Source organism: Bacillus sp. FSL W8-1202 (assembly GCF_038006165.1).
In the GTDB taxonomy this organism is placed as follows: Bacteria; Bacillota; Bacilli; order Bacillales; family Bacillaceae; genus Bacillus; species Bacillus subtilis.
This window is the reverse complement of the sequence record NZ_JBBOUR010000001.1, coordinates 1,528,750-1,548,468: the sequence shown is the minus strand read 5'-3', so window position 1 is coordinate 1,548,468 and position 19,719 is coordinate 1,528,750. Positions and strand designations below refer to the sequence as shown.

The following is a 19,719-nucleotide window of genomic DNA, read 5'->3' as shown; positions in this document are numbered from 1 at the left end:
TATATATTAAGAAAAATAGACACCTATTCTTTGATTATCAATCGTCTGAATCGGGATGGTCATATCGTAGATTTCCTCAAGCACCGATGTTTCTATCATTTCTTCAGGCGGTCCTTCTTTTACGATTCGGCCGTTTTTCAAAGCGACGATATGGTCAGAATAGACTGAAGCAAAATTGATATCGTGAATAACGATGACGATGGTTTTTCCAAGCTCCTCTACCAGCCGTTTCAGCAGTTTCATAATTTCAACTGAGTGTTTCATATCCAGATTGTTCAGCGGCTCATCCAGAAAGATATAATCTGTGTCCTGGGCAATGACCATGGCGATAAATGCCCTTTGGCACTGTCCGCCGCTCAGCTGATCCAAGTATTTGTCTTGAATGTCTTCCAGCTTCATATAGCTAAGCGCCTGGTTGATATGAACCCAGTCTTCCTCTGTCAGCCGGCCCTGTGAGTACGGAAACCTGCCAAAACTGACGAGGTCTTTGATCGTGAGCCTGATATTGATTTGGTTCGCCTGCTTCAAAATGCTCATTTTCTTGGCAAGCTCTTTGCTGTCACATGCTCCAATCTCTTGTCCGTCTATGTAAATCTCGCCGGAATCCTTTTTGATCAGGCGGCTCATGATAGACAGCAGCGTACTTTTGCCGGCGCCGTTAGGACCGATAAACGAGGTGATTTTGCCCTTTTGAATCGTGACTGACGTCTCTTCAAGAACAACTTTCCCGCCATATTGTTTACTTACATTTCTGACCTCTACCATGATTTATTCTCCTTTAACAGCAAGTAGATAAAATAAATCCCGCCGGCAAAATTAATAATGACGCTCAGCGTCGTTGAGAAGGTAAACACTTTCTCAACCACAAACTGCCCTCCGACCAGCGCAATGATGCTGATGAAAACGGAGCCTGCGATTAAGTATGAATGCTTATATGTTTTCAGGAATTCTCTCGCCAGGTTGACGACCAGAAGGCCTAAAAACATAATCGGCCCGACTAGCGCTGTTGAAACAGAAACCAAAATCGCAACCACGATCAGCATCTGCTTCACCACTTTGTCGTAGTCAATGCCCAAATTCACGGCGTGCTCGCGTCCGAGCGACAGCACATCGAAAAATTTTGTAAAACGCCAGACATAAACGCCTGTCAGCAGGAAGATGATGAACGCGAGCCATAACAAATCCGTATTGATATTGTTAAAGCTGGCAAACATCTTGTCCTGCACAACTTGGAACTCGTTCGGATCAATCAGCATCTGCATAAAAGAAGACAGGCTGCTGAACAGCGTGCCAAACACGATTCCGATAAGCAGAAGGAAAAAGATATTTCTCCCCTCACCCTTGAACATGATCTGATACAAAACAAGAGAAAACAGTATCATCAGCAGAACAGAGATGATAAAGTTGATGTTTTTATTCATGATGACCATATTCGCAGAACCGAACAAAAAGATAATGCCAGTCTGAATCAGCATGTAGAGAGAATCAAGGCCCAAAATGCTCGGCGTCAGGATGCGGTTGTTCGTAATCGTTTGAAAGATCATGGTCGAAAACGCAATCGCTCCCCCAGTCAGCACAATGGCAGCGACTTTTTTGATTCGTCTCGGCAGGGTGTAATCCCAATTGCCTAAGTCATAAAACAAAAACAAGCCAATACATACAATGGCTAAACCAACGAGCAAAGCTATTTTCATCTGGTTACGCATAGGCTTTTCTCCTTAACAGCATAAACAGGAAAATGCCGCTGCCGATGATTCCGACCATCAGGCCAATCGAGATTTCATAAGGGAAGATAATGATTCTGCCCAGTATATCGCAAAACAGCACAAAAACTGCTCCCAACAGCGCAGTATGCGGCAGGCTGCTCTTCAGATTGTCTCCTCTGTAAATCGATACAATATTCGGGATGATTAAACCGAGAAACGGCAGCATACCGACAGTCAAAATGACAAGAGACGTGATCAGGGACACGATAATGAGCCCGATGTTCACAACCCGTTTATACTTGAGGCCGAGGTTGACAGAAAAGCTTTCACCCATACCGGCCAATGTGAATTTATCCGCATACACATAGGCAATGATGACGAGCGGAATACTCAGATAAAGAAGCTCGTATCTTCCTTTCACGACTAAAGAGAAGTCTCCCTGCAGCCATGATGACACATTCTGGATCAAGTCATATTTATATGCGATAAATGTCGCGATTGAACTGACGATATTCCCGAGCATTAAACCGACAAGCGGAATAAAGATGGTGTCGTTAAACTTGATTCTTTCAAGGATTTTCATAAACAGAAAATTTCCTGCAAGGGCAAAGACAAACGCGACCAGCATTTTGATTAAAGGACTGGCGGATGTAAACAGCAGCAAGGAAATTAAAATGCCGAGCCTCGCCCAATCCATCGTGCCCGCCGTCGTCGGTGACACGAATTTATTTCTGCTGATCTGCTGCATAATCAAACCGCAGATGCTCATGCTTAATCCCGCAATGACAATGCTGATCAATCGCGGCAAACGGCTTGCAAACAGCGTTGACGCCTCTTGTTTGCTTAAATCGAAGAGATCAAGCGGCGACAGATCTTCTACACCGATAAATACAGATGTGACTGCTAATATGATAAGTAGAATAAATAAGTAACGTAGCTTCATGCTGCCTCCTTACATCCTTACAGCAAAAAGAACGTATCTCCTACTCCGCAAGGACTCAAAACAATATGGCCATATAGTAATTGATTATCATTATCATTTACATATTACCATTTTTATAGGGTTAGTCAATATTCTTTAAAAATATTAACCTAGTCATTTATCAATTTTACTAATCATTCTAACCATTTTCCATCCCAAAACGTTAGGCTGTTTACCATATTTATCTTTATAACGCAGGCATACGGTCAGCAAACCTAACATTATTCCTCGTGAAAAATACAAATGTTCTCCTGAGAAAGAAATTCCCCCTTGATTTACAGTACTGAAAGAGAGATAATAAATACTAAATTTGTGTGAAAATTTTAAACATTAGGAGATGTAAACATGAAGGTCGTTAAATTCGGAGGCAGCTCACTTGCTTCAGGCGCCCAGCTTGACAAGGTGTTTCACATCGTTACCTCAGATCCGGCACGGAAAGCTGTAGTCGTTTCAGCTCCGGGAAAACGCTATGCCGAGGATACGAAAGTGACTGATCTCTTAATCGCATGTGCAGAACAATATTTGGCAACAGGCAGCGCACCTGAACTGGCGGAAGCTGTTGTGGAACGGTACGCTCTCATCGCCAATGAGCTTCAGCTGGGGCAAAGCATTATCGAAAAAATCAGAGATGATCTGTTTACGCTTTTAGAAGGAGACAAAAGCAATCCCGAACAATACCTTGACGCAGTCAAGGCCAGCGGAGAGGATAACAATGCCAAACTGATCGCCGCTTACTTCCGTTATAAAGGCGTCAAAGCGAAATATGTAAACCCGAAGGATGCCGGCCTCTTTGTGACAAATGAACCCGGCAACGCGCAAGTTCTTCCTGAATCCTATCAAAACCTCTATCGTCTTCGGGAACGTGACGGACTCATCATTTTTCCCGGTTTTTTCGGATTCAGCAAGGATGGCGATGTGATCACATTCTCACGGAGCGGTTCTGATATTACCGGTTCGATTCTTGCCAACGGACTACAAGCCGATTTGTACGAAAACTTTACAGACGTGGACGCTGTGTATTCTGTCAATCCGTCCTTCGTTGAGAATCCAAAGGAAATCAGCGAGCTGACATATAGAGAGATGCGGGAGCTGTCCTACGCGGGCTTTTCAGTGTTTCATGATGAAGCGCTCATTCCGGCATTCAGAGCGGGGATTCCTGTTCAGATCAAAAATACGAACAACCCCTCAGCCGAAGGCACCCGCGTCGTCAGCAAGCGGGATAACACAAACGGGCCTGTCGTCGGCATTGCCAGCGACACCGGTTTTTGCAGCATTTATATCAGCAAGTATCTCATGAACAGAGAAATCGGTTTTGGCCGCAGAGCCCTTCAAATCCTGGAGGAGCATGGTTTGACGTATGAGCATGTTCCATCGGGAATCGATGACATGACAATCATTTTACGGCAGGGGCAAATGGATGCCGCCACTGAACGCAGCGTCATCAAACGGATCGAAGAGGATTTGCATGCCGATGAAGTCATCGTCGAGCATCATCTCGCCCTGATTATGGTTGTAGGGGAAGCGATGCGCCACAATGTCGGTACAACGGCAAGAGCCGCCAAAGCATTATCAGAGGCACAGGTGAATATCGAAATGATCAATCAGGGGTCTTCTGAAGTGAGCATGATGTTTGGCGTAAAAGAAGCCGAAGAAAGAAAAGCCGTTCAAGCGTTATACCAGGAATTTTTCGCGGGCGTGCTGATCTCTTAATCGTACATAAATAGCGGGCGGCAGCGCCCGCTATTTTTTTATATCACCTTCATATAGCCGAATTCTTCATTTTTTCTCTTGTCCACTATTATCCCTGCCAAATGGATCGGTTCAGCATATCTTATAGTATCCTTCATAGGGAGGTGAAACCTTATGTCAGGATACTCTAACGGCGGCGGTTACGGCGGCATCAGTTCTTTCGCTTTAATCGTTGTATTGTTTATTCTATTAATTATCGTAGGGACTGCGTTTGTTGGCGGCTTCTAAGCTGCTGACCGTCTCTGCGGGACCCTGTCCGCCACAGTTTTGCAGCATTTGCTGAAGCAATCTCGCAAGGAGGTGCACAAAATGTCAGGTTACGGAACTTCTTTCGCTTTGATTGTTGTGTTATTTATCCTCTTGATCATTGTGGGAACTGCATTTGTAGGAGGCTACTAAATAAACGTAATCTCCATGAAGGCGGCGCCGCAAGACTATGTCTTGCGGTGTTTTTTTGAAAAGAAAAACCCCTTCTCGCTAATGAGAAGGGGCTTGTTCTTACGTCATTCCTCTTTCTGTCACATGAAAGTCGAGTGCTTCCGCATTAGCAGAAACGCCAGCCGCTGTAAAAATCGCGGCTGCGGCCAAACAAATAACAAACAACTTAGATTTCAATTTCATACAAACCTTCACTCCTTTGTATTTGTTTTCTTGCCTCTTCAACTTGTAGAAAGTAGGAAGCAGACAGTTTAAACCATTTCTGTTCATAGTAATATTTTGCTACTTCTAGGGCTAAATCCTCTATATCAGCGTACATATTTTTATTTTTTAGGTATTGGAAACATCGTTCGATTCCTTCTTCATTGGGCTGATCCTGATATAGGGATTGCAAAAACTCGAATTTTACGGCATAGTCTGCATCGTCTGTTTCTTTAGCATATTCATAGCCCCGCTTGTGATATTCCGAAGCTTTATCATGTTTTCCCTGTTTATAATAAATCAGGGTGATTAAAAAATAGGCTTGCGGGAGAGAATTGACGATCCTGCTGCTTTCAAACGTGGAGACCGCCTTTTCAAAGTAATCAATGGCAGGGTCTAGAAGGTCTTGATTGTAATAGCATAATCCGAGATTGTAGTATGCTCTTCCGACCAGCTGGGCTTTTTGTTCCGCTTGGGCCATATTGAGCGCCAATTTGAAATGGCGTGCGGCTTGTTCGAAATTTCTTTCATCCATCAGGTTGACCCCGAAGACGAAATGGCATTGAATGATTCTCACATTATAGGTTTCCTGCTCCACGTAAATTTCATAAGCGTTTTTTATATTAATCAATGAAAAATACGTTTGCTTCATATAATAATAAGCTTCCGCGATTTTAAAATAGAATTCAGCCCGTTCAATATGGTCTGCGACAAAGGAGAGCTTTTTCTCCGCCTGTTTATAGTATGTAATGGCAGAAATAAATTCCCGCTTATCAAACTCATACATCCCGCGAAAAAAATTCACGTAATAGTCGAGCAGCCCTTTGAGATCTGCCTGGTTGCTGTCAATGTTTCTTGATAATTCAGACAGGCTTGGCTGGTCTTCGATATTTAATTTCTCTAACGGCTCAAGATAATCCAGCATAAGCTGGTGCCGGAATTCCATTAGTGAATAATAAAGCAGCAAGTTGGAATCATGCTGCATGTGTTTCAATTCCTGCTGGATTTCAGCTTTTAACACTTCGGCATCCGGCACGCTGAATGTCCGGATATATCTGTACCACTCGTTAATTTTTTGACCGACCGCTGAAGAAGGAATTACCCCGCTCTTCATTCCTTCACCCTCTCCCATCAAAAACTGTTTATGTCATATTTTATCATGTTTATAGACCGTCCCAACCCGAAAAACACGCAATCTTTGTTTTCGGGAGCACGCAATAAACCGAAGCGGTGTGCAAAAAAGGCGGCTGCATCAGATGATGCCGCCGCCCTGTATGCTATTGCTGTTTTGCCGTTAAAGGAAGGCGGATGATGAACTTTGTGCCTTTCCCTTCTTCACTCTGGATTTCTACTGTGCCCTGGTGCATTTCAACGAGCTGCCTGACGATCGAGAGACCGAGTCCGTATTCACCGTATGCCGTGTTCGTTCTTGAAATATCTGCTTTATAGAATCGCTCCCAAATATGCTCAATATCCTCTTTTGGAATGCCGATACCCGTGTCTTCAATTTCAATAATCGTCTCTTTATAACCTTCCATTCCGCGCAGCCAAATGTCACCGTTTTGCGTAAATTGGATGCTGTTTTTCGTAATGTTGACGAGAATTTGAATGAACCGGTCATAATCGGCATGTACGATGACGTGATCCTCTACTTGGATCATCAGCTTGTTTTGTTTTTCTTCCGCCTGCTGCTGCAAGTGCTCTTTCACGATTTCAAACACCTCGATCAGAGGAACGTCTAGCTTGTTCAAGGTAATTTGCTGGGATCTGATTTTTTCATAATCCAGATTTTCTTTTACGAGCCGCAGCATGCGCTTCGTTTCCTCACTGATCAGCGAGAAGCATTTATCCTTTTTATCCTCAGGAATCGTATGGCTGTTCAACCCTTCAACCAAACCGTTGATCGTCGTCAGCGGTGTTTTTAATTCATGTGACACATCAGCAATAAACTGCCTTCTCCGCTTCTCAAGGCGCTCGATTTCATCCCTTGACTGCTTTAGTTTTTTCGCCATGATATTAAAGTCAGACGCCAGAACGCCGATTTCGTCCCCGTAGCTGTTTTCCAAATGGATGTCATAATCGCCGGAAGCCACTTTATCTGTCGCTTCTCTCAGCTTTTGAATCCGCTTGACATGGAATTTGGACAGAAGCCAGCTCACGAGAATCGTAATCACAAGCGTGCTGATCACAGCGTAAAACATATAGAGGTTGACCTGATTGACCATCTGTTCAACACCGCTGATCGGAGAAATCAGCAGAACGGCGCCTTTAAATTCGTTCTGAACAAATATAGGCTGCGCCACAAGTGACACTTCATCATCAAAACGGCCATCTGCCCTGATCATGACAGTCTGCCCTTTTTTTAGCTTATTCCATTCTGATTTCTTCAGCTGTTCCCTTGGTGGGTGATGAAAGCCTTCAGGAAGAAAATAAGGCTGCTGCTCTTCATTAAAGATGATAAACTGCGTCTTTCTTGTGCTTAAAATGTCCTGATAAGGATAGAGCCTGCGCATGTCCACCTGGCCGGCTTGGAATTCATTTGCAATCTGCACCGCATATGACGTCAATTCCTCTACTTTGTTCTGATAGGCAAATTCCTTCACAAAGTGGGAAAACAGAGAAATGATAATGACAAACGCTAAAATCAAAATGCTGATATGGCTTAGCAGCAGCTGATATAAATATTTAATCTTCATCAAATTTATACCCTACTCCCCACACAGTATACAGGAAAGGCTTGTCCTCGCTGGCAAGCTTTTTCCGCAGCCGTTTGATATGAACGTCAACTGTTCGCTCATCTCCATAAAATTGATAGCCCCATACCTGCTCAAGCAGCTGTTCTCTGGAGAACACCTGCCGCGGATTTTGGACAAGGTAATAAAGCAGATCGAATTCCTTCGGCGTGAGATTTTCTACAGGCTCTCCGTTTAATAATACTTCTCTCGTCTTCTTATTAATGGTAAAGCATTCCGTTTCGATCATATCTTCATCAATAACCGCTTTGCCTGTCGCCTTATATCTTCTGATGACGGCTTTGATGCGGGCAACCAATGTCAGCGGGCTGAACGGCTTTGTGACATAATCGTCCGCCCCCATCTCAAAGCCGATGACCTGATCTGATTCAGTGTCTTTGGCAGTCAGCATGATAATCGGCACCGTGCTTGTCTCTCTTATTTTTCTGCAGATGGTCACGCCGTCCATAGATGGAAGCATGATATCCAAAATGATCAGATCCCAATTTTCTTCCGTAAAACGCTGGTACCCTTCTAACCCGTCATGAACGAATTCCGCTTCAAAACCTTCTTTAAAAAAGAACATCTCCGTCATCGTACATACACTAACATTATCTTCTATCATTAATATTTTCATTATATCCTCCGATTGTTTTGATGCTTTTTTATATAATAGCACCATTTTAAACAGAAGGTTTTGCGTTTCACAATTGTTAGTTTTTATTTCATCAACTAGAAATAGATTGTTCATATTTTTTTCATACCTTTGGACTACTATTAATTTATCAACAAGCAAGCCCGCCCCAGAGGCGGCCTTATCAATCAAAGTACCTATACGGAGGAACATAAATGAACTTTATCAAACGGGCCTTTTGGAATATGAAGGCTAAAAAGGGAAAAACATTATTGCAATTATTTGTGTTTACAGTCATATGTGTCTTTGTTCTATCAGGCCTCACCATCCAGTCGGCAGCACAAAAATCAAGCGAACTGGCCAGACAGGAACTCGGCGGAAGCGTGACACTACAGGTTGACCGCCAAAAGCAAATGGAAAAACAGCAGGACAGCGGTGAAAAACGCAGCTTCGAATCCACACCGATCAAAGTGTCTGATGCGAATAAGCTTGCAGCGCTTGATCATGTGAAGAGCTACAATTACACCACATCAGCTTCAGCCAACGCGGGAAACTTTGATGCGATTGAAAGCTCTAGTTCAAGTGATTCCAGCTCCAGCAGTTCAAGCTCAAACGCTAAAAACAGCCAAGGCGGCGGACAAGGCGGACCGCAAATGGTTCAAGCCGATCTTTCGATTGAAGGTGTCATCAGCACAGCGTTAGTCGATGATTTCTCTGACGGAGATTCAAAAATCACAGACGGACGCGCGATTACAAAATCAGATGTCGGCAAAAAAGTAACAGTGATCAACGAAACTTTAGCGGAAGAAAATGATTTGAGCGTTGGCGATTCGATCACAATTGAATCAGCAACAGATGAAGATACGACGGTAAAGCTGAAGATCGTCGGTATTTATAAAACAACATCTTCAGGCGATGACCAAGCCCAAAATTTCTCTTTCTTAAACCCTTATAACAAGCTTTATACGCCTTACACAGCAACAGCGGCGCTGAAAGGCGACGACTATAAAAATACGATTGACTCAGCTGTTTACTATATGGACGACGCGAAAAATATGGATGCTTTCGTAAAAGCAGCGAAGAAAACATCAATAGACTTCGATACGTACACACTGAATACAAACGATCAGCTTTACCAGCAAATGGTCGGACCGATTGAAAATGTGGCTTCTTTCTCTAAAAACGTGGTGTATCTTGTATCAGTGGCAGGCGCCGTCATTCTTGGCCTGATTGTCATGATGTCAATCAGGGAGCGCAAATACGAAATGGGCGTGTTAATGGCCATCGGTGAAAAACGATGGAAATTGATTGGACAGTTCTTGACTGAGATTCTGATTGTGGCCGTTATCGCTATCGGCCTTGCATCTGTGACGGGAAATCTCGTCGCAAATCAGCTTGGAAATCAGCTTTTATCCCAGCAAATCAGTTCATCAACCGATTCAACGCAAACCGCAAGCGGACAAATGCCCGGCGGCGGTGGCGGCATGGGCGGCGGAATGTTCGGCCACAGTTCATCAAACGTGGACGTTATCGATTCACTGAACGTCGCGGTTTCTATGAACGACATGCTTATTCTGGGCGGGATCGGCATCCTAATCGCAATCATTGCAACATTGCTGCCGTCAATTTCAGTACTGCGGCTTCATCCGAAAACGATATTGACAAAACAGGAATAGAAAGAGGCGGAACCTATGAGCTTATTAGAATTTCAACAAGTCGGCTACTGGTATAAAGACAAAAGCCAGCCATTGTTTCAGGATATTAACATCAGCTTTCAAAAAGGAAAATTCTACACAATCGTCGGCACATCAGGGACGGGGAAAACCACTTTCCTGTCTCTGGCAGGCGGACTTGACGCACCAAAAGAAGGAAACATCCTTTACGACGGAAAAGCGGTTTCTAAAATCGGCTTAACCAATTTCAGAAATCAATATGTATCAATCGTCTTTCAGGCGTACAACCTGCTCCCGTATATGACGGCTTTGCAGAACGTCACAACCGCTATGGAAATCACAGGATCTAAAGAAAAGAACAAAGAATCATATGCGCTTGACATGCTGCAGAAGGTTGGCATCAACGAAAAACAAGCCCGGCAAAAAGTGCTCACACTGAGCGGCGGACAGCAGCAGCGGGTATCAATTACAAGGGCTTTCTGCTGTGACACGGATCTTATCGTAGCCGATGAACCGACCGGAAACCTTGATGAGGACACATCAAAAGAGATCGTACGGCTCTTTCAAGATCTGGCGCACAAGGAAAATAAATGCGTCATTATGGTGACGCACGATGAACAAATTGCAAAAGTGTCAGACATCAATATCAGACTTTCAAGAGGAAGCTTTACTGTGAAGGAAAACGTCGCAGTGGTATAACAAAACGCGCCTCTGCCAGTGCAGACAGGGGCGCACCCTATATCCCCCTTTTATATAGAAGTGAACATAAAAAGAGCGGCGGCTGCATCCCCCCGCTCTTTTTATCATTCCTTTGCTCCTGTCCCTTTTGACTTCTCTCTTCGTTTCTTTTTCCAAACAGCCACAATAAACAGAAAGAGCGGAAACAATAATTGAAAAGGCAAATGAATATACAGCGGCACCACGTTCAAGCCTTCGTTCAAGTGCTCTGAAAAGTTAGTTGCGATCGTTAAAGAAAGGATTAAGATGCCCAATCCCATCGAATAAGCCAATTGAGAGGGATTCTTTTCCTTAAAGAGCGTAGATGTCCCAACCACAGTGACATATAAGTAGAGGCTGACCTTAAAGAAGCCGCCGATGATCAGCGCCAGCATAAAAAAGACATCGAGCCGGTCTAAAAATTCTTCGACCTTGATTGTCTGGATCGTACTTATAAGCGGGAACTGGGATCTGAGTGTAAGATCAACATCAAGCACGCTGATATTAATCGCCACGGTGAGCGCCACAACCAATCCGCTAATAGCCATGGCAATCATCCCCATTTTTTTCACATCTTTTCTGTCATTCAGGTTAGGGAAAATCATCACAAATAAAACGACTTCACCAAATGGGACGTACATGGTCTGCGTGAAAACAGAGTGAAGGATAGGAGAAATACCGTTTGCCAAAACCGGCTTTAAATTGTGCGGGTCTATAGTGCCTGAGACAATAATCAGCACGAGCCCGATCGCGCCCAGTAAATACATGACCCCGAAAAGAAGTTCGGCAGCGCGTGCGAGTACTTCAATTCCTTTTCTTACGGCATATATGCTTGCTACCATTAATAAAGCATTTACAATAATGATAGGTGTATCATGATAAGCAAACGTCAGCAGCATTTCTCCAAAGTCACGCAGCACCCTTGCGGCAATATAGGCAAAGTACAATATATAGAGAAATGAAAACAGCCAGCTCAGCTTGGTTCCCAGCATATCATCCATATATTCTTTCGGAGAAGAATTCGGATAACATTGATAAATGCCTTGATACAAACAGAAAAGAAACAGTCCGATCGCACAGCCTAATAAAACTGCTATCCAAGCATCCCTGCCCGCCATTGATCCCGGTGTAATCAATAAGGAGCTGCCCAGTTCAAAAATGATAATCATGACAAACAGCTGCCTTATGCTTATTCTGGCTTTTTCCATCTGTCACTTCCCCTTTCTTCAGACCTAATCATCTTTAAACTGGTGTTTGATCGGATCATTTCGCAATCCCGTCCTTCTGATATACGTCTCGGCCTTCACATCGATGGGCAGTTCGGGCAAATATTCTTTGTCCCATGTGTCCTTCATTTTCTCCCACTGCTCCGGATACTTTCTATATATCGTGTCACCAAAACCGATAAAATCTATTTTATTCTTCTTAATCTTTTTCACAGTATGGCTAATTTCCTTTTCAAGCTCTTTGTTGAGCGCTTTTTCAATAGCGGCCAGCACCTTGGGATCAGACAATTGGAAAGGGTATTTGACAGCATCAATAATACCTTCAACCGACACTTTCACATGGATGTACGGACGTCCGTTCCGCATTTTCGGTACCAGCTTTGTATCTTGATGGATAACCTGCAAGCTGACCGCATCCTTCGTCTTGCCCCAGTCAGCATTAATCAACGTATGCTGGATCTTATTCATAAGCCAGACTGCCCCCACGCTTTCATCATCTTCCAGCCAATACTTTAAATATCCTGCCTTATCAAAAACCGCCAGACCATCTGCCTGAAGAATGGCTTTCGGGTCAGTCGCCTGCGTGTTTTCCATGCTGACTCCTTTTTTATCGTCACCAATCATCATAAATCCGGGGATGACCGGTGCCATAGTGTTGGCGGCAAGTGTTTTCAAAACGTCCTGAATATTGGTATTGACCACCCGCCCGTATTGCGCCTCCGTGAAATCCAAGGTTTTATTGACTTTATTTGATGGAATTTTATCAATTGGCGTCAAGATTTTCACAATATTTCCTGCTTTTGTTTTATGGGCAACGACGAATGTTGCTGTTGACCTAAATTCTGTGTCCCGGTCAAGATTATCTAATACAAAATCCAAACCTTCTTCTTTTGCCAGCTTTTCATTGATCACGACTAGATTGGTATGGGCAAAATAAAGCCGCCGTGATACCTTTATGGAGGCTTTTCTGAGTGCTTCCGTTAAATTGTTACCTTCAATCGAATAGACAGATACAGGCGGCCTGTCTCCATCACCGCCTCCCTGAAGGCCGCCGGCAACATTCCCTGGATTGATAATTTGAAGATGCAGCACGTAGTTGCTGTCGTTTGTCCGATCGATGCCAATCGCCGAGATAATCGCAAGATCCGTCAGCTCCCTCTTATCCCAGCAGCCGGGCAGTACAATGGCGCTCAAAAGCATGAGAACGACTAATAGACATTTACGTACCATTCTTATCCCCTTCTTCCAAATCTTTGTTCACCATTCCTCGTGAAGCGGCCGGCTCTGGGCGTTGATCTTGCCCCTGCCGCACCTTATCTTCCTTGCTGACCGATTCCGGCCTTTTTTCATCGGCCCACCACGGAACCCGGAAAAGCGCGTCCTTTACGCCTTGTGAAGAAAAGGGTGCAAGCGGCGACATATATGGAACGCCGTATGAACGAAGACTGCATAAGTGGACAAACATCATAATGATCCCTAAAATCAGCCCGTAAAAACCCATAACAGCTGAGGCAATAAGAAAAATAAACCGAATAAGCCGGGCTGAAATCGCCATTGCAAACGCCGGTGTTGCGAAGCTCGCAATCGCGGTGAGTGCCACGATAATCACCATTGCCGGAGAGACGATACCAGCCTGTACGGCAACCTGGCCGATTACGAGCGCGCCTACGATTGACACTGCCGAGCCAACAACCCGGGGCAGCCTGAATCCCGCTTCCCTCAGAATCTCAAAAGCAACCTCCATCGTCAGCGCCTCCACAACAGCCGGAAACGGGACACTTTCCCGCTGGGCCGCAATGACCACTAACAGCTCAGTCGGTATCATTTCTTGATGAAACGTCGTGGTTGCCACGTATACAGCCGGAGCCACAAGCGAAATGAAAAAGACTAAAACACGAAGAATTCTTATGCTTGTCGCAATGTCAAAACGCGAATAATAATCCTCAACAGACTGAAAAAACTGGACAAATAAGGCCGGGGCAATAAGCACAAACGGTGTTCCGTCCACAATAATCGCGAATCTTCCTTCTAACAGATTACCCGCTACTACATCAGGGCGTTCTGTATGATACATAGTCGGAAACGTCGTAAAGGTTTCATCTTCAATCAGCTGCTCAATATATCCAGATTCCAAAATACTGTCAATATCTATTTTTTCCAGGCGCAGCTTCACTTCCTTCAGCACCTTTTCATCGCATATTCCTTGAATGTACATGAGAGCGATATCCGTATTCGTAACAGAACCTTTTTTCATTTTTTCAACCCATAAATTCGGATTTTTAATGTATCGCCGGATCATGGAAATATTGGTTTGCAGAGACTCTGTAAACCCTTGGCGCGGACCGCGGAATGACGCCTGGGTGCTCGGCTCTTGGATGGAGCGCTGCTCTCCCCCTTGAGTGCTGCAAATCAAAGCTTCATCATGGCCATCAGCAAAAATGAGCGCATTGCCGAGCATTAACTCGGAAAAAAGCTTGTCCCAGCTCTTTTCCGCTTTCACCCCGCCCAGCGGGAGCGTTTTTTCAAGAATTTGCTGGATCGCATGAGTATTCTGGATAGACTCATCCTGTACCAATGGGTCAATTAACGACTCATGGATCGTGTTATTATCGACCAGCCCAGCAATATAGATAACAGCTAGGTGGACATGATCCTGCTCCCCGATTTTAATCTCGCGAATGATGACGTCAGAGCTGCTTCCGACTTCCTTTTTCGTTTCCGCTATATTCTTTGGCAAACTTGGAGAAATGAGAACCGGCCTTTCTTTTTCTTGCTGCTGTTCCTGGTTCCTCTCGTCAGTATTCTGCTTGTCTTTTGAACCGGTATTGTTCTTTCGCTTAGAAAATAAAGGCATACACAAATACCTTCCCTTGTCGTTTTCTCATATTCTTCCTTTTAAAATTGAAATTATGCATTAGGGTTAGATGCGGTATAACTTCTCCGCCAACGATAGACACTAAAAGCGGAGGATGATGAAGCATGAAGATATTGGGCGTGACCGGAGTCATATTAATTTGTTTATTAGCTATTTCTGTGTTGATGGACATGCTTCAAGGGTTCAGTTTAACAAAAGCCGTTTATAACAATATGTTCAGCTTTAAGATGACAACATTTGCGGAATGGGTCGTGCTTTTATTTTTTGTTTTAGTACTTGTGAGAGAAATCTACGTGATCTATAAATCGAAAAAAAAGAACCCCTAGAGGGGGCGCTTTTTTCAGACAATCATATTGCCGTCTATTGTATCACTGCTGTGTTTGTTGATTGTCCCTTTAAAAATGCGGTTGCCGATGATTTTGGTATTGGTTGATGTGTTTGTTTGAATAGCTATCGCAGTGCCCGCGGAGAGGTTATTGATGGTGTTTCCTGAGATGATAGAGCCTGCAGAGCCATTGAGATAAATCACAATCGGATTCCCGGCTGTTCTGTTGACTGAAATGGTATTATCAAAAATCTCATGCACACCGGCGCTGATATAGATGGTGACCAAAAGCGGAGATCTCTCTAAGTGGTTGCCGATAATTGAGGTTTTTGCACTTGTGGAGCAGTAAATGGGGTAATTTTTAAACTCTTTAAATGTATTGTTTTTGATGATGGCGCCGGCATTGTTTGTGACGGAAACAGAATATGATTCCGGCACTACTTCAAACGAGTCAGGATTCAGTGTATTCCCTTCAATCACCGCGTTCCCTTGAGCAATCCAGATGCCCCGGCTGAATTTTCTCAGGAGATTATCTTTAATGATCATATTTCCGCCGGAAACGTTCACACCGTCAACGACTTGAATGAGACAGTTATTCAGAAAAGCGATGTCATCTGACAGCACTGCGCGAAGTCCGATGCTGCGCCTTGTTTCAGACAGTCCGTTTTGAATTTGGTTTCCATCTACCTTTACGTCAGAGGACTGATAAACCAATATCCCTGTGTTTTCAAAGTTGCTGATTTTGTTGTTCGTCACAAGAACGCTCTTTCCCCTGACATCAATTCCTGTTGAAAATCCGGTAATGAGGTTGCCAGCGATCACTGCATCACTGGTCTCTTTTCCTTGTGATACACCGAGTCCGGTTATCCCGACTCTCGGCGCAGCCGCCGCGTCTTCAGGGCGCCTCAGAATATTTCCCTTGATCACCGTTTGCGTCCCATATCCGTAGCTGATTGTATTGTCTGAGTGATTTCCTTCTATTAAAATGCCATACCCGTTAAAATTGGTCACAGAACTTGAAACGTTTCCAACAAAGTGGTTATTGCGAATTGATACATTAATCGGTTCCTCATAATCAACGTCACCTTCGCCATATCCTTCAATGTCAATTCCGAATTTCGGGGCTGTTCCATTCCCCGTTCCGGCATCTTCAATCAAGCATTCCTCCACCGTGAGCATGTCACATCCGGTAATGGAAATGTTATTTCTCCTCGACCGCCGAACCTCACAGCGGCGGATGATAATTTGCTCTGACGTTCGATAATCTTGATTGGTCTTTAATCCCCTTGGGCTGACTATGATCCCATCGCCGGTAAAATCGGAAATTTTCACATCATCAATGAGAACATTCGAGCATCCTTCAATACATATGCCAAAGCCCCATTCATGGGTTGACCTTATCCCTGCCGAGGCATACGTATGCTCATCCCGTTCGCCGATAATTTGTCCCCCGGAAATGGTTATATTCTCTTGCTTGCCTACATAAAATGCGGAATAACCCCACGAACTATTCGGTATCACTTTCATGATACATTCGGGGTCCATCATAATCTCAAGGTTGCCGGGAACAATGATCCCCGCGTTTCGAAACCTCTGATTAAGATCTCCGCCAAGCGTTGCGTCTATTAAATATGTTCCCTTTGGAAACCAGACAGTATGATAGCCTTTCGAAACAGCTGTACTAAGACACTGATTAATCCGTTCTGTCGAATCCGTTTGACCATCTCCAGGAACACCGAAATCCGCTGCATTTAATATGAATTCAGCCAATTGCGAGCCTCCTTCTCTTTGATTACTATCATGTTACTCACAAAGGCCCGTTCTGCTTGCACATTTCTCTAAAATTTTATTAAAAAAATATAAAGGAATAGTTGTGTAAGAAAATCTCACGATAAAAAGTTTAAAAATTAGGAGGAAATCACTATTTTTAGGTATTTATAATTTTTCCATTATGGAACTATTTGAAATGAGTATAAATTATATTGACACAAGTATTATATAAGAATATGATTTTTATAATACACTTTTTTTAGAAAGGGTTTGGCTGACATGGCTTCGATTGATAACGAAAGTATCATTAAAAGCGTCCCGCAAAAAGGGTTCTTTGGTCACCCGCGAGGACTATTTACACTATTTTTCACCGAATTTTGGGAGCGTTTCTCTTACTATGGAATGAGAGCAATCTTACTTTACTATTTGTATACAGAGACGGTAAACGGAGGGCTCGGCTTTGACAAGGGCACTGCGGTTGCCATTATGTCGATTTACGGATCACTCGTATACATGTCCACCATTATTGGCGGATGGCTCGCTGACCGGGTATTCGGTACCGCAAACACCGTGTTTTACGGCGGCATATTCATTATGTTCGGCCACATTGCACTCGCCTATCCGGGCAGCGCGATTGCATTCTATATCAGCATGGCGCTTATTATTGTCGGAACAGGCTTATTAAAACCAAACGTTTCAAGCGTGGTTGGGGATCTTTACACGAAAGAAGACCCGCGCCGCGACTCAGGTTTCAGTATTTTCTACATGGGGATTAACCTCGGTGGTTTACTTGCGCCGTTAATTATCGGAACACTCGGACAGAAGTACAACTATCATCTCGGCTTCGGAGCTGCCGCGGTCGGAATGCTTCTCGGACTTATCGTATTTGCTTTGACAAGAAAGAAAAACCTCGGGTTTGCAGGTTCCAATGTGCCGAATCCGCTGTCTAAAAAATCTGCGATTGGCACCGGAATCGGTGTTATCATTGTGGCGATCGCAGTGATGATCTCTGTACAAACAGGCGTGCTGACGATCAATCGTTTTATCGACCTTGTAAGTATTCTCGGTATTTTGATTCCTGTCATTTATTTCATCATCATGTTTACAAGCAAAAAAGCGGACAAAACAGAAAAATCCCGTCTTGCCGCTTACGTTCCTTTGTTTATCGGTGCTGTCATGTTCTGGGCCATTCAGGAACAGGGAGCGACCATTCTTGCGGTATACGCTGATGAACGCATAAAACTTTCATTGGGCGGATTCGAACTTCAGTCATCTTGGTTCCAATCATTAAATCCATTGTTTGTCGTCATTTTTGCGCCAATATTCGCATGGCTCTGGATGAAGCTTGGCAAACGCCAGCCGTCTACACCAGTTAAATTCTCAATCGGAATTATTTTAGCCGGATTGTCATTTATCATTATGGTATTCCCTGCTATGCAAGGAAAAGAAGCACTCGTAAGCCCGCTTTGGCTTGTTCTCAGCTTCCTGCTTGTCGTGCTTGGAGAGCTGTGCCTGTCTCCAGTCGGTTTATCCGTGACAACGAAACTGGCACCAGCTGCCTTCTCTGCACAGACAATGAGTATGTGGTTTCTGACGAACGCAGCAGCCCAAGCGATCAATGCCCAAGTAGCCGGATTGTTTGATAAAATTCCTGAAACAATGTACTTCGGCACCATCGGTTTGATTTCTATCGTTCTTGGCGGCATTCTCCTGCTGCTCTCGCCGATGATCAAACGCGCGATGAAAGGGGTCTTATAATCAGAAACAGCCCGCGGATTTTGATCTGCGGGCTGTTTTTTTATTGATCCAGCCATTTGCTGAAGCTTTGATCAAAGGCTTCCGGTTCTTCCAGCATCAGCTGATGGCCGCTCCTTTCAAAAATAACCTTATCCATATGGGGATATAAACCGTCAACAGCATCCGCGAAACGGGCGCAACCAAATAATCATATCTCCCTAATCCGATATACACCGGCATACGAACATCAGCTAACCGCTGAATAAGATCAATCTGGGCAAATGTATTGCCCCATAATTCATCAATGATCGGCATATTCGTGAATACGCCATCCCATAAGGCAGCTGCATGCGGCCGCTCTTGATAAAAGCTTTTTGCTTCAGCGCGAATACACATGTGCACAAAGCGCCTTTCAGGATCTTTGTCGATGTCCTGCGGCAAATTGGCGATGTCTTTTTCAAAGCGTTTCTTTCTCTCAAGGCTGGCTGTTTCCATGAAAAATGATTCGCTTTTTCGCGGTCTTTCTTCACTGTTATCAAGCGCAGTATTGAAGAGCGCCACCTTCCGAACTTGTTTGGGATATGTCCTGGCATACTCTAAAGCCATAAAAGCGTGTCCGGAATGTCCCAGGATAGTAACATCCTCAAGCTGAAGAAATGTTCTCATCCTTTCGATATCAGCCAAGACGGCATCAAGCCTCGAATCCTCCGCACGTAGCTCCCGCTTAGGCTTAGCAAATCCCCTATGGTCGATCGATAAAGACCCATTGATATTTCTGTTTGATATCTGAGGAAAAAAGGCGCGGATAGTAAACCGCACTCCCGATCACAAGGATGGGTGCGCCCTTGCCCTCAATTCGATAAGCTAAATCAAAGCCGTCCGAGTGACAGATCCCCGCACGTTCCATTTCTCACGCCCCCTTTGTTTTCATTATATAAAAAAAGCCTGACGCAT

The 19,719-nt window shown here is 44.2% G+C and carries 18 protein-coding genes and 1 pseudogene; 7 read left to right on the top strand and 12 right to left on the bottom strand.

Annotation, left to right across the window (positions count from 1 at the left end; all coding sequences use genetic code 11):
- Positions 1–6 precede the first annotated feature (6 nt).
- The 3 genes from yclP to yclN are packed head-to-tail and all read right to left on the bottom strand — an operon-like array spanning position 7 to position 2,649.
- Positions 7–765 carry a petrobactin ABC transporter ATP-binding protein YclP gene (gene yclP, locus NSQ09_RS08030; RefSeq protein ID WP_014475806.1) on the bottom strand — a complete coding sequence of 253 codons (759 nt, stop codon included), beginning with the start codon at positions 763–765 and terminating at the stop codon, positions 7–9.
- A complete protein-coding gene (gene yclO / locus NSQ09_RS08025; RefSeq protein WP_003246705.1) occupies positions 759–1,706 on the bottom strand; it encodes a petrobactin ABC transporter permease YclO in 948 nt (315 codons plus the stop codon). The genes yclP and yclO overlap by 7 nt, the downstream gene beginning before the upstream one ends.
- Positions 1,699–2,649, bottom strand: a complete 951-nt coding sequence (yclN, locus tag NSQ09_RS08020) for a petrobactin ABC transporter permease YclN (protein ID WP_014475804.1) — start codon at positions 2,647–2,649, stop codon at positions 1,699–1,701. The genes yclO and yclN overlap by 8 nt, the downstream gene beginning before the upstream one ends.
- 384 nt (positions 2,650–3,033) lie before the next feature.
- Between yclN and NSQ09_RS08015 the strand changes: the two genes are divergently transcribed.
- From NSQ09_RS08015 to NSQ09_RS08005, 3 genes are all read left to right on the top strand, one after another.
- Positions 3,034–4,398 carry an aspartate kinase gene (locus NSQ09_RS08015; protein ID WP_033883679.1) on the top strand — a complete coding sequence of 455 codons (1,365 nt, stop codon included), beginning with the start codon at positions 3,034–3,036 and terminating at the stop codon, positions 4,396–4,398.
- A 153-nt stretch (positions 4,399–4,551) separates the two neighbouring features.
- Positions 4,552–4,665, top strand: a complete 114-nt coding sequence (locus NSQ09_RS08010; RefSeq protein ID WP_003234495.1) for a YjcZ family sporulation protein — start codon at positions 4,552–4,554, stop codon at positions 4,663–4,665.
- 81 nt (positions 4,666–4,746) lie between these two features.
- Positions 4,747–4,836 (top strand): YjcZ family sporulation protein, encoded by a 90-nt coding sequence (locus tag NSQ09_RS08005; protein ID WP_015482794.1) that lies wholly within the window; start codon positions 4,747–4,749, stop codon positions 4,834–4,836.
- 99 nt (positions 4,837–4,935) lie between these two features.
- On the opposite strand, the gene phrC is transcribed toward NSQ09_RS08005, so the two are convergent.
- The 4 genes from phrC to yclJ all read right to left on the bottom strand — a co-directional run bounded on the left by phrC (position 4,936) and on the right by yclJ (position 8,445).
- Positions 4,936–5,058 (bottom strand): phosphatase RapC inhibitor PhrC, encoded by a 123-nt coding sequence (gene phrC / locus NSQ09_RS08000; RefSeq protein WP_003224994.1) that lies wholly within the window; start codon positions 5,056–5,058, stop codon positions 4,936–4,938.
- Positions 5,042–6,190 (bottom strand): response regulator aspartate phosphatase RapC, encoded by a 1,149-nt coding sequence (gene rapC, locus NSQ09_RS07995; protein WP_014475800.1) that lies wholly within the window; start codon positions 6,188–6,190, stop codon positions 5,042–5,044. Before rapC ends, phrC begins: the two co-directional genes overlap by 17 nt.
- Positions 6,191–6,353: 163 nt before the next feature.
- The gene (gene yclK, locus NSQ09_RS07990) at positions 6,354–7,775 is read right to left on the bottom strand and encodes a two-component system sensor histidine kinase YclK (protein ID WP_341030865.1); all 1,422 of its coding nucleotides are present in this window, start codon (positions 7,773–7,775) and stop codon (positions 6,354–6,356) included.
- Positions 7,762–8,445 (bottom strand): two-component system response regulator YclJ, encoded by a 684-nt coding sequence (gene yclJ, locus NSQ09_RS07985; RefSeq protein ID WP_003246532.1) that lies wholly within the window; start codon positions 8,443–8,445, stop codon positions 7,762–7,764. The genes yclK and yclJ overlap by 14 nt, the downstream gene beginning before the upstream one ends.
- A gap of 212 nt (positions 8,446–8,657) precedes the next feature.
- Between yclJ and NSQ09_RS07980 the strand changes: the two genes are divergently transcribed.
- Complete coding sequence (locus tag NSQ09_RS07980) at positions 8,658–10,118, top strand: ABC transporter permease (protein ID WP_015382763.1); 1,461 nt, start codon at positions 8,658–8,660, stop codon at positions 10,116–10,118.
- A 15-nt stretch (positions 10,119–10,133) separates the two neighbouring features.
- Entirely contained in the window at positions 10,134–10,814 is a 681-nt protein-coding gene (locus tag NSQ09_RS07975; protein ID WP_015382762.1) for an ABC transporter ATP-binding protein, read from the top strand.
- Between the two features lie 104 nt (positions 10,815–10,918).
- On the opposite strand, the gene gerKB is transcribed toward NSQ09_RS07975, so the two are convergent.
- From gerKB to gerKA, 3 genes are read right to left on the bottom strand one after another with little or no spacing between them, the layout of a single operon-like run.
- Positions 10,919–12,040, bottom strand: coding sequence for a spore germination protein GerKB (gene gerKB, locus NSQ09_RS07970; protein WP_341030861.1), 1,122 nt, complete (start codon positions 12,038–12,040; stop codon positions 10,919–10,921).
- A 24-nt stretch (positions 12,041–12,064) separates the two neighbouring features.
- Positions 12,065–13,288 (bottom strand): spore germination protein GerKC, encoded by a 1,224-nt coding sequence (gene gerKC, locus NSQ09_RS07965; RefSeq protein ID WP_341030858.1) that lies wholly within the window; start codon positions 13,286–13,288, stop codon positions 12,065–12,067.
- Entirely contained in the window at positions 13,278–14,912 is a 1,635-nt protein-coding gene (gerKA, locus tag NSQ09_RS07960) for a spore germination protein GerKA (protein ID WP_341030856.1), read from the bottom strand. Before gerKA ends, gerKC begins: the two co-directional genes overlap by 11 nt.
- Positions 14,913–15,037: 125 nt before the next feature.
- Between gerKA and NSQ09_RS07955 the strand changes: the two genes are divergently transcribed.
- Positions 15,038–15,259, top strand: a complete 222-nt coding sequence (locus NSQ09_RS07955; protein ID WP_341030854.1) for a hypothetical protein — start codon at positions 15,038–15,040, stop codon at positions 15,257–15,259.
- 14 nt (positions 15,260–15,273) lie between these two features.
- On the opposite strand, the gene NSQ09_RS07950 is transcribed toward NSQ09_RS07955, so the two are convergent.
- A complete protein-coding gene (locus NSQ09_RS07950; RefSeq protein ID WP_213382662.1) occupies positions 15,274–17,028 on the bottom strand; it encodes a right-handed parallel beta-helix repeat-containing protein in 1,755 nt (584 codons plus the stop codon).
- Between the two features lie 279 nt (positions 17,029–17,307).
- Here NSQ09_RS07950 and NSQ09_RS07945 point away from each other — a divergent pair, with 279 nt between their 5' ends.
- Positions 17,308–18,786, top strand: a complete 1,479-nt coding sequence (locus NSQ09_RS07945) for a peptide MFS transporter (RefSeq protein ID WP_341030848.1) — start codon at positions 17,308–17,310, stop codon at positions 18,784–18,786.
- Positions 18,787–18,826: 40 nt separating this feature from the next.
- On the opposite strand, the pseudogene NSQ09_RS07940 reads toward NSQ09_RS07945, so the two are convergent.
- Positions 18,827–19,672: pseudogene (locus NSQ09_RS07940) on the bottom strand (alpha/beta fold hydrolase).
- Between the last annotated feature and the right edge of the window lie 47 nt (positions 19,673–19,719).

Excerpts from the sequence above, each read along its gene's own strand:
- yclP (WP_014475806.1), bottom strand. The coding sequence starts at position 765 with ATGGTAGAGGTCAGAAATGTAAGTAAACAATATGGCGGGAAAGTTGTT.
- yclO (WP_003246705.1), bottom strand. The coding sequence starts at position 1,706 with ATGCGTAACCAGATGAAAATAGCTTTGCTCGTTGGTTTAGCCATTGTA.
- yclN (WP_014475804.1), bottom strand. The coding sequence starts at position 2,649 with ATGAAGCTACGTTACTTATTTATTCTACTTATCATATTAGCAGTCACA.
- NSQ09_RS08015 (WP_033883679.1), top strand. The coding sequence starts at position 3,034 with ATGAAGGTCGTTAAATTCGGAGGCAGCTCACTTGCTTCAGGCGCCCAG.
- NSQ09_RS08010 (WP_003234495.1), top strand. The coding sequence starts at position 4,552 with ATGTCAGGATACTCTAACGGCGGCGGTTACGGCGGCATCAGTTCTTTC.
- NSQ09_RS08005 (WP_015482794.1), top strand. The coding sequence starts at position 4,747 with ATGTCAGGTTACGGAACTTCTTTCGCTTTGATTGTTGTGTTATTTATC.
- phrC (WP_003224994.1), bottom strand. The coding sequence starts at position 5,058 with ATGAAATTGAAATCTAAGTTGTTTGTTATTTGTTTGGCCGCAGCCGCG.
- rapC (WP_014475800.1), bottom strand. The coding sequence starts at position 6,190 with ATGAAGAGCGGGGTAATTCCTTCTTCAGCGGTCGGTCAAAAAATTAAC.
- yclJ (WP_003246532.1), bottom strand. The coding sequence starts at position 8,445 with ATGAAAATATTAATGATAGAAGATAATGTTAGTGTATGTACGATGACG.
- NSQ09_RS07980 (WP_015382763.1), top strand. The coding sequence starts at position 8,658 with ATGAACTTTATCAAACGGGCCTTTTGGAATATGAAGGCTAAAAAGGGA.
- NSQ09_RS07975 (WP_015382762.1), top strand. The coding sequence starts at position 10,134 with ATGAGCTTATTAGAATTTCAACAAGTCGGCTACTGGTATAAAGACAAA.
- gerKB (WP_341030861.1), bottom strand. The coding sequence starts at position 12,040 with ATGGAAAAAGCCAGAATAAGCATAAGGCAGCTGTTTGTCATGATTATC.
- gerKC (WP_341030858.1), bottom strand. The coding sequence starts at position 13,288 with ATGGTACGTAAATGTCTATTAGTCGTTCTCATGCTTTTGAGCGCCATT.
- gerKA (WP_341030856.1), bottom strand. The coding sequence starts at position 14,912 with ATGCCTTTATTTTCTAAGCGAAAGAACAATACCGGTTCAAAAGACAAG.
- NSQ09_RS07955 (WP_341030854.1), top strand. The coding sequence starts at position 15,038 with ATGAAGATATTGGGCGTGACCGGAGTCATATTAATTTGTTTATTAGCT.
- NSQ09_RS07945 (WP_341030848.1), top strand. The coding sequence starts at position 17,308 with ATGGCTTCGATTGATAACGAAAGTATCATTAAAAGCGTCCCGCAAAAA.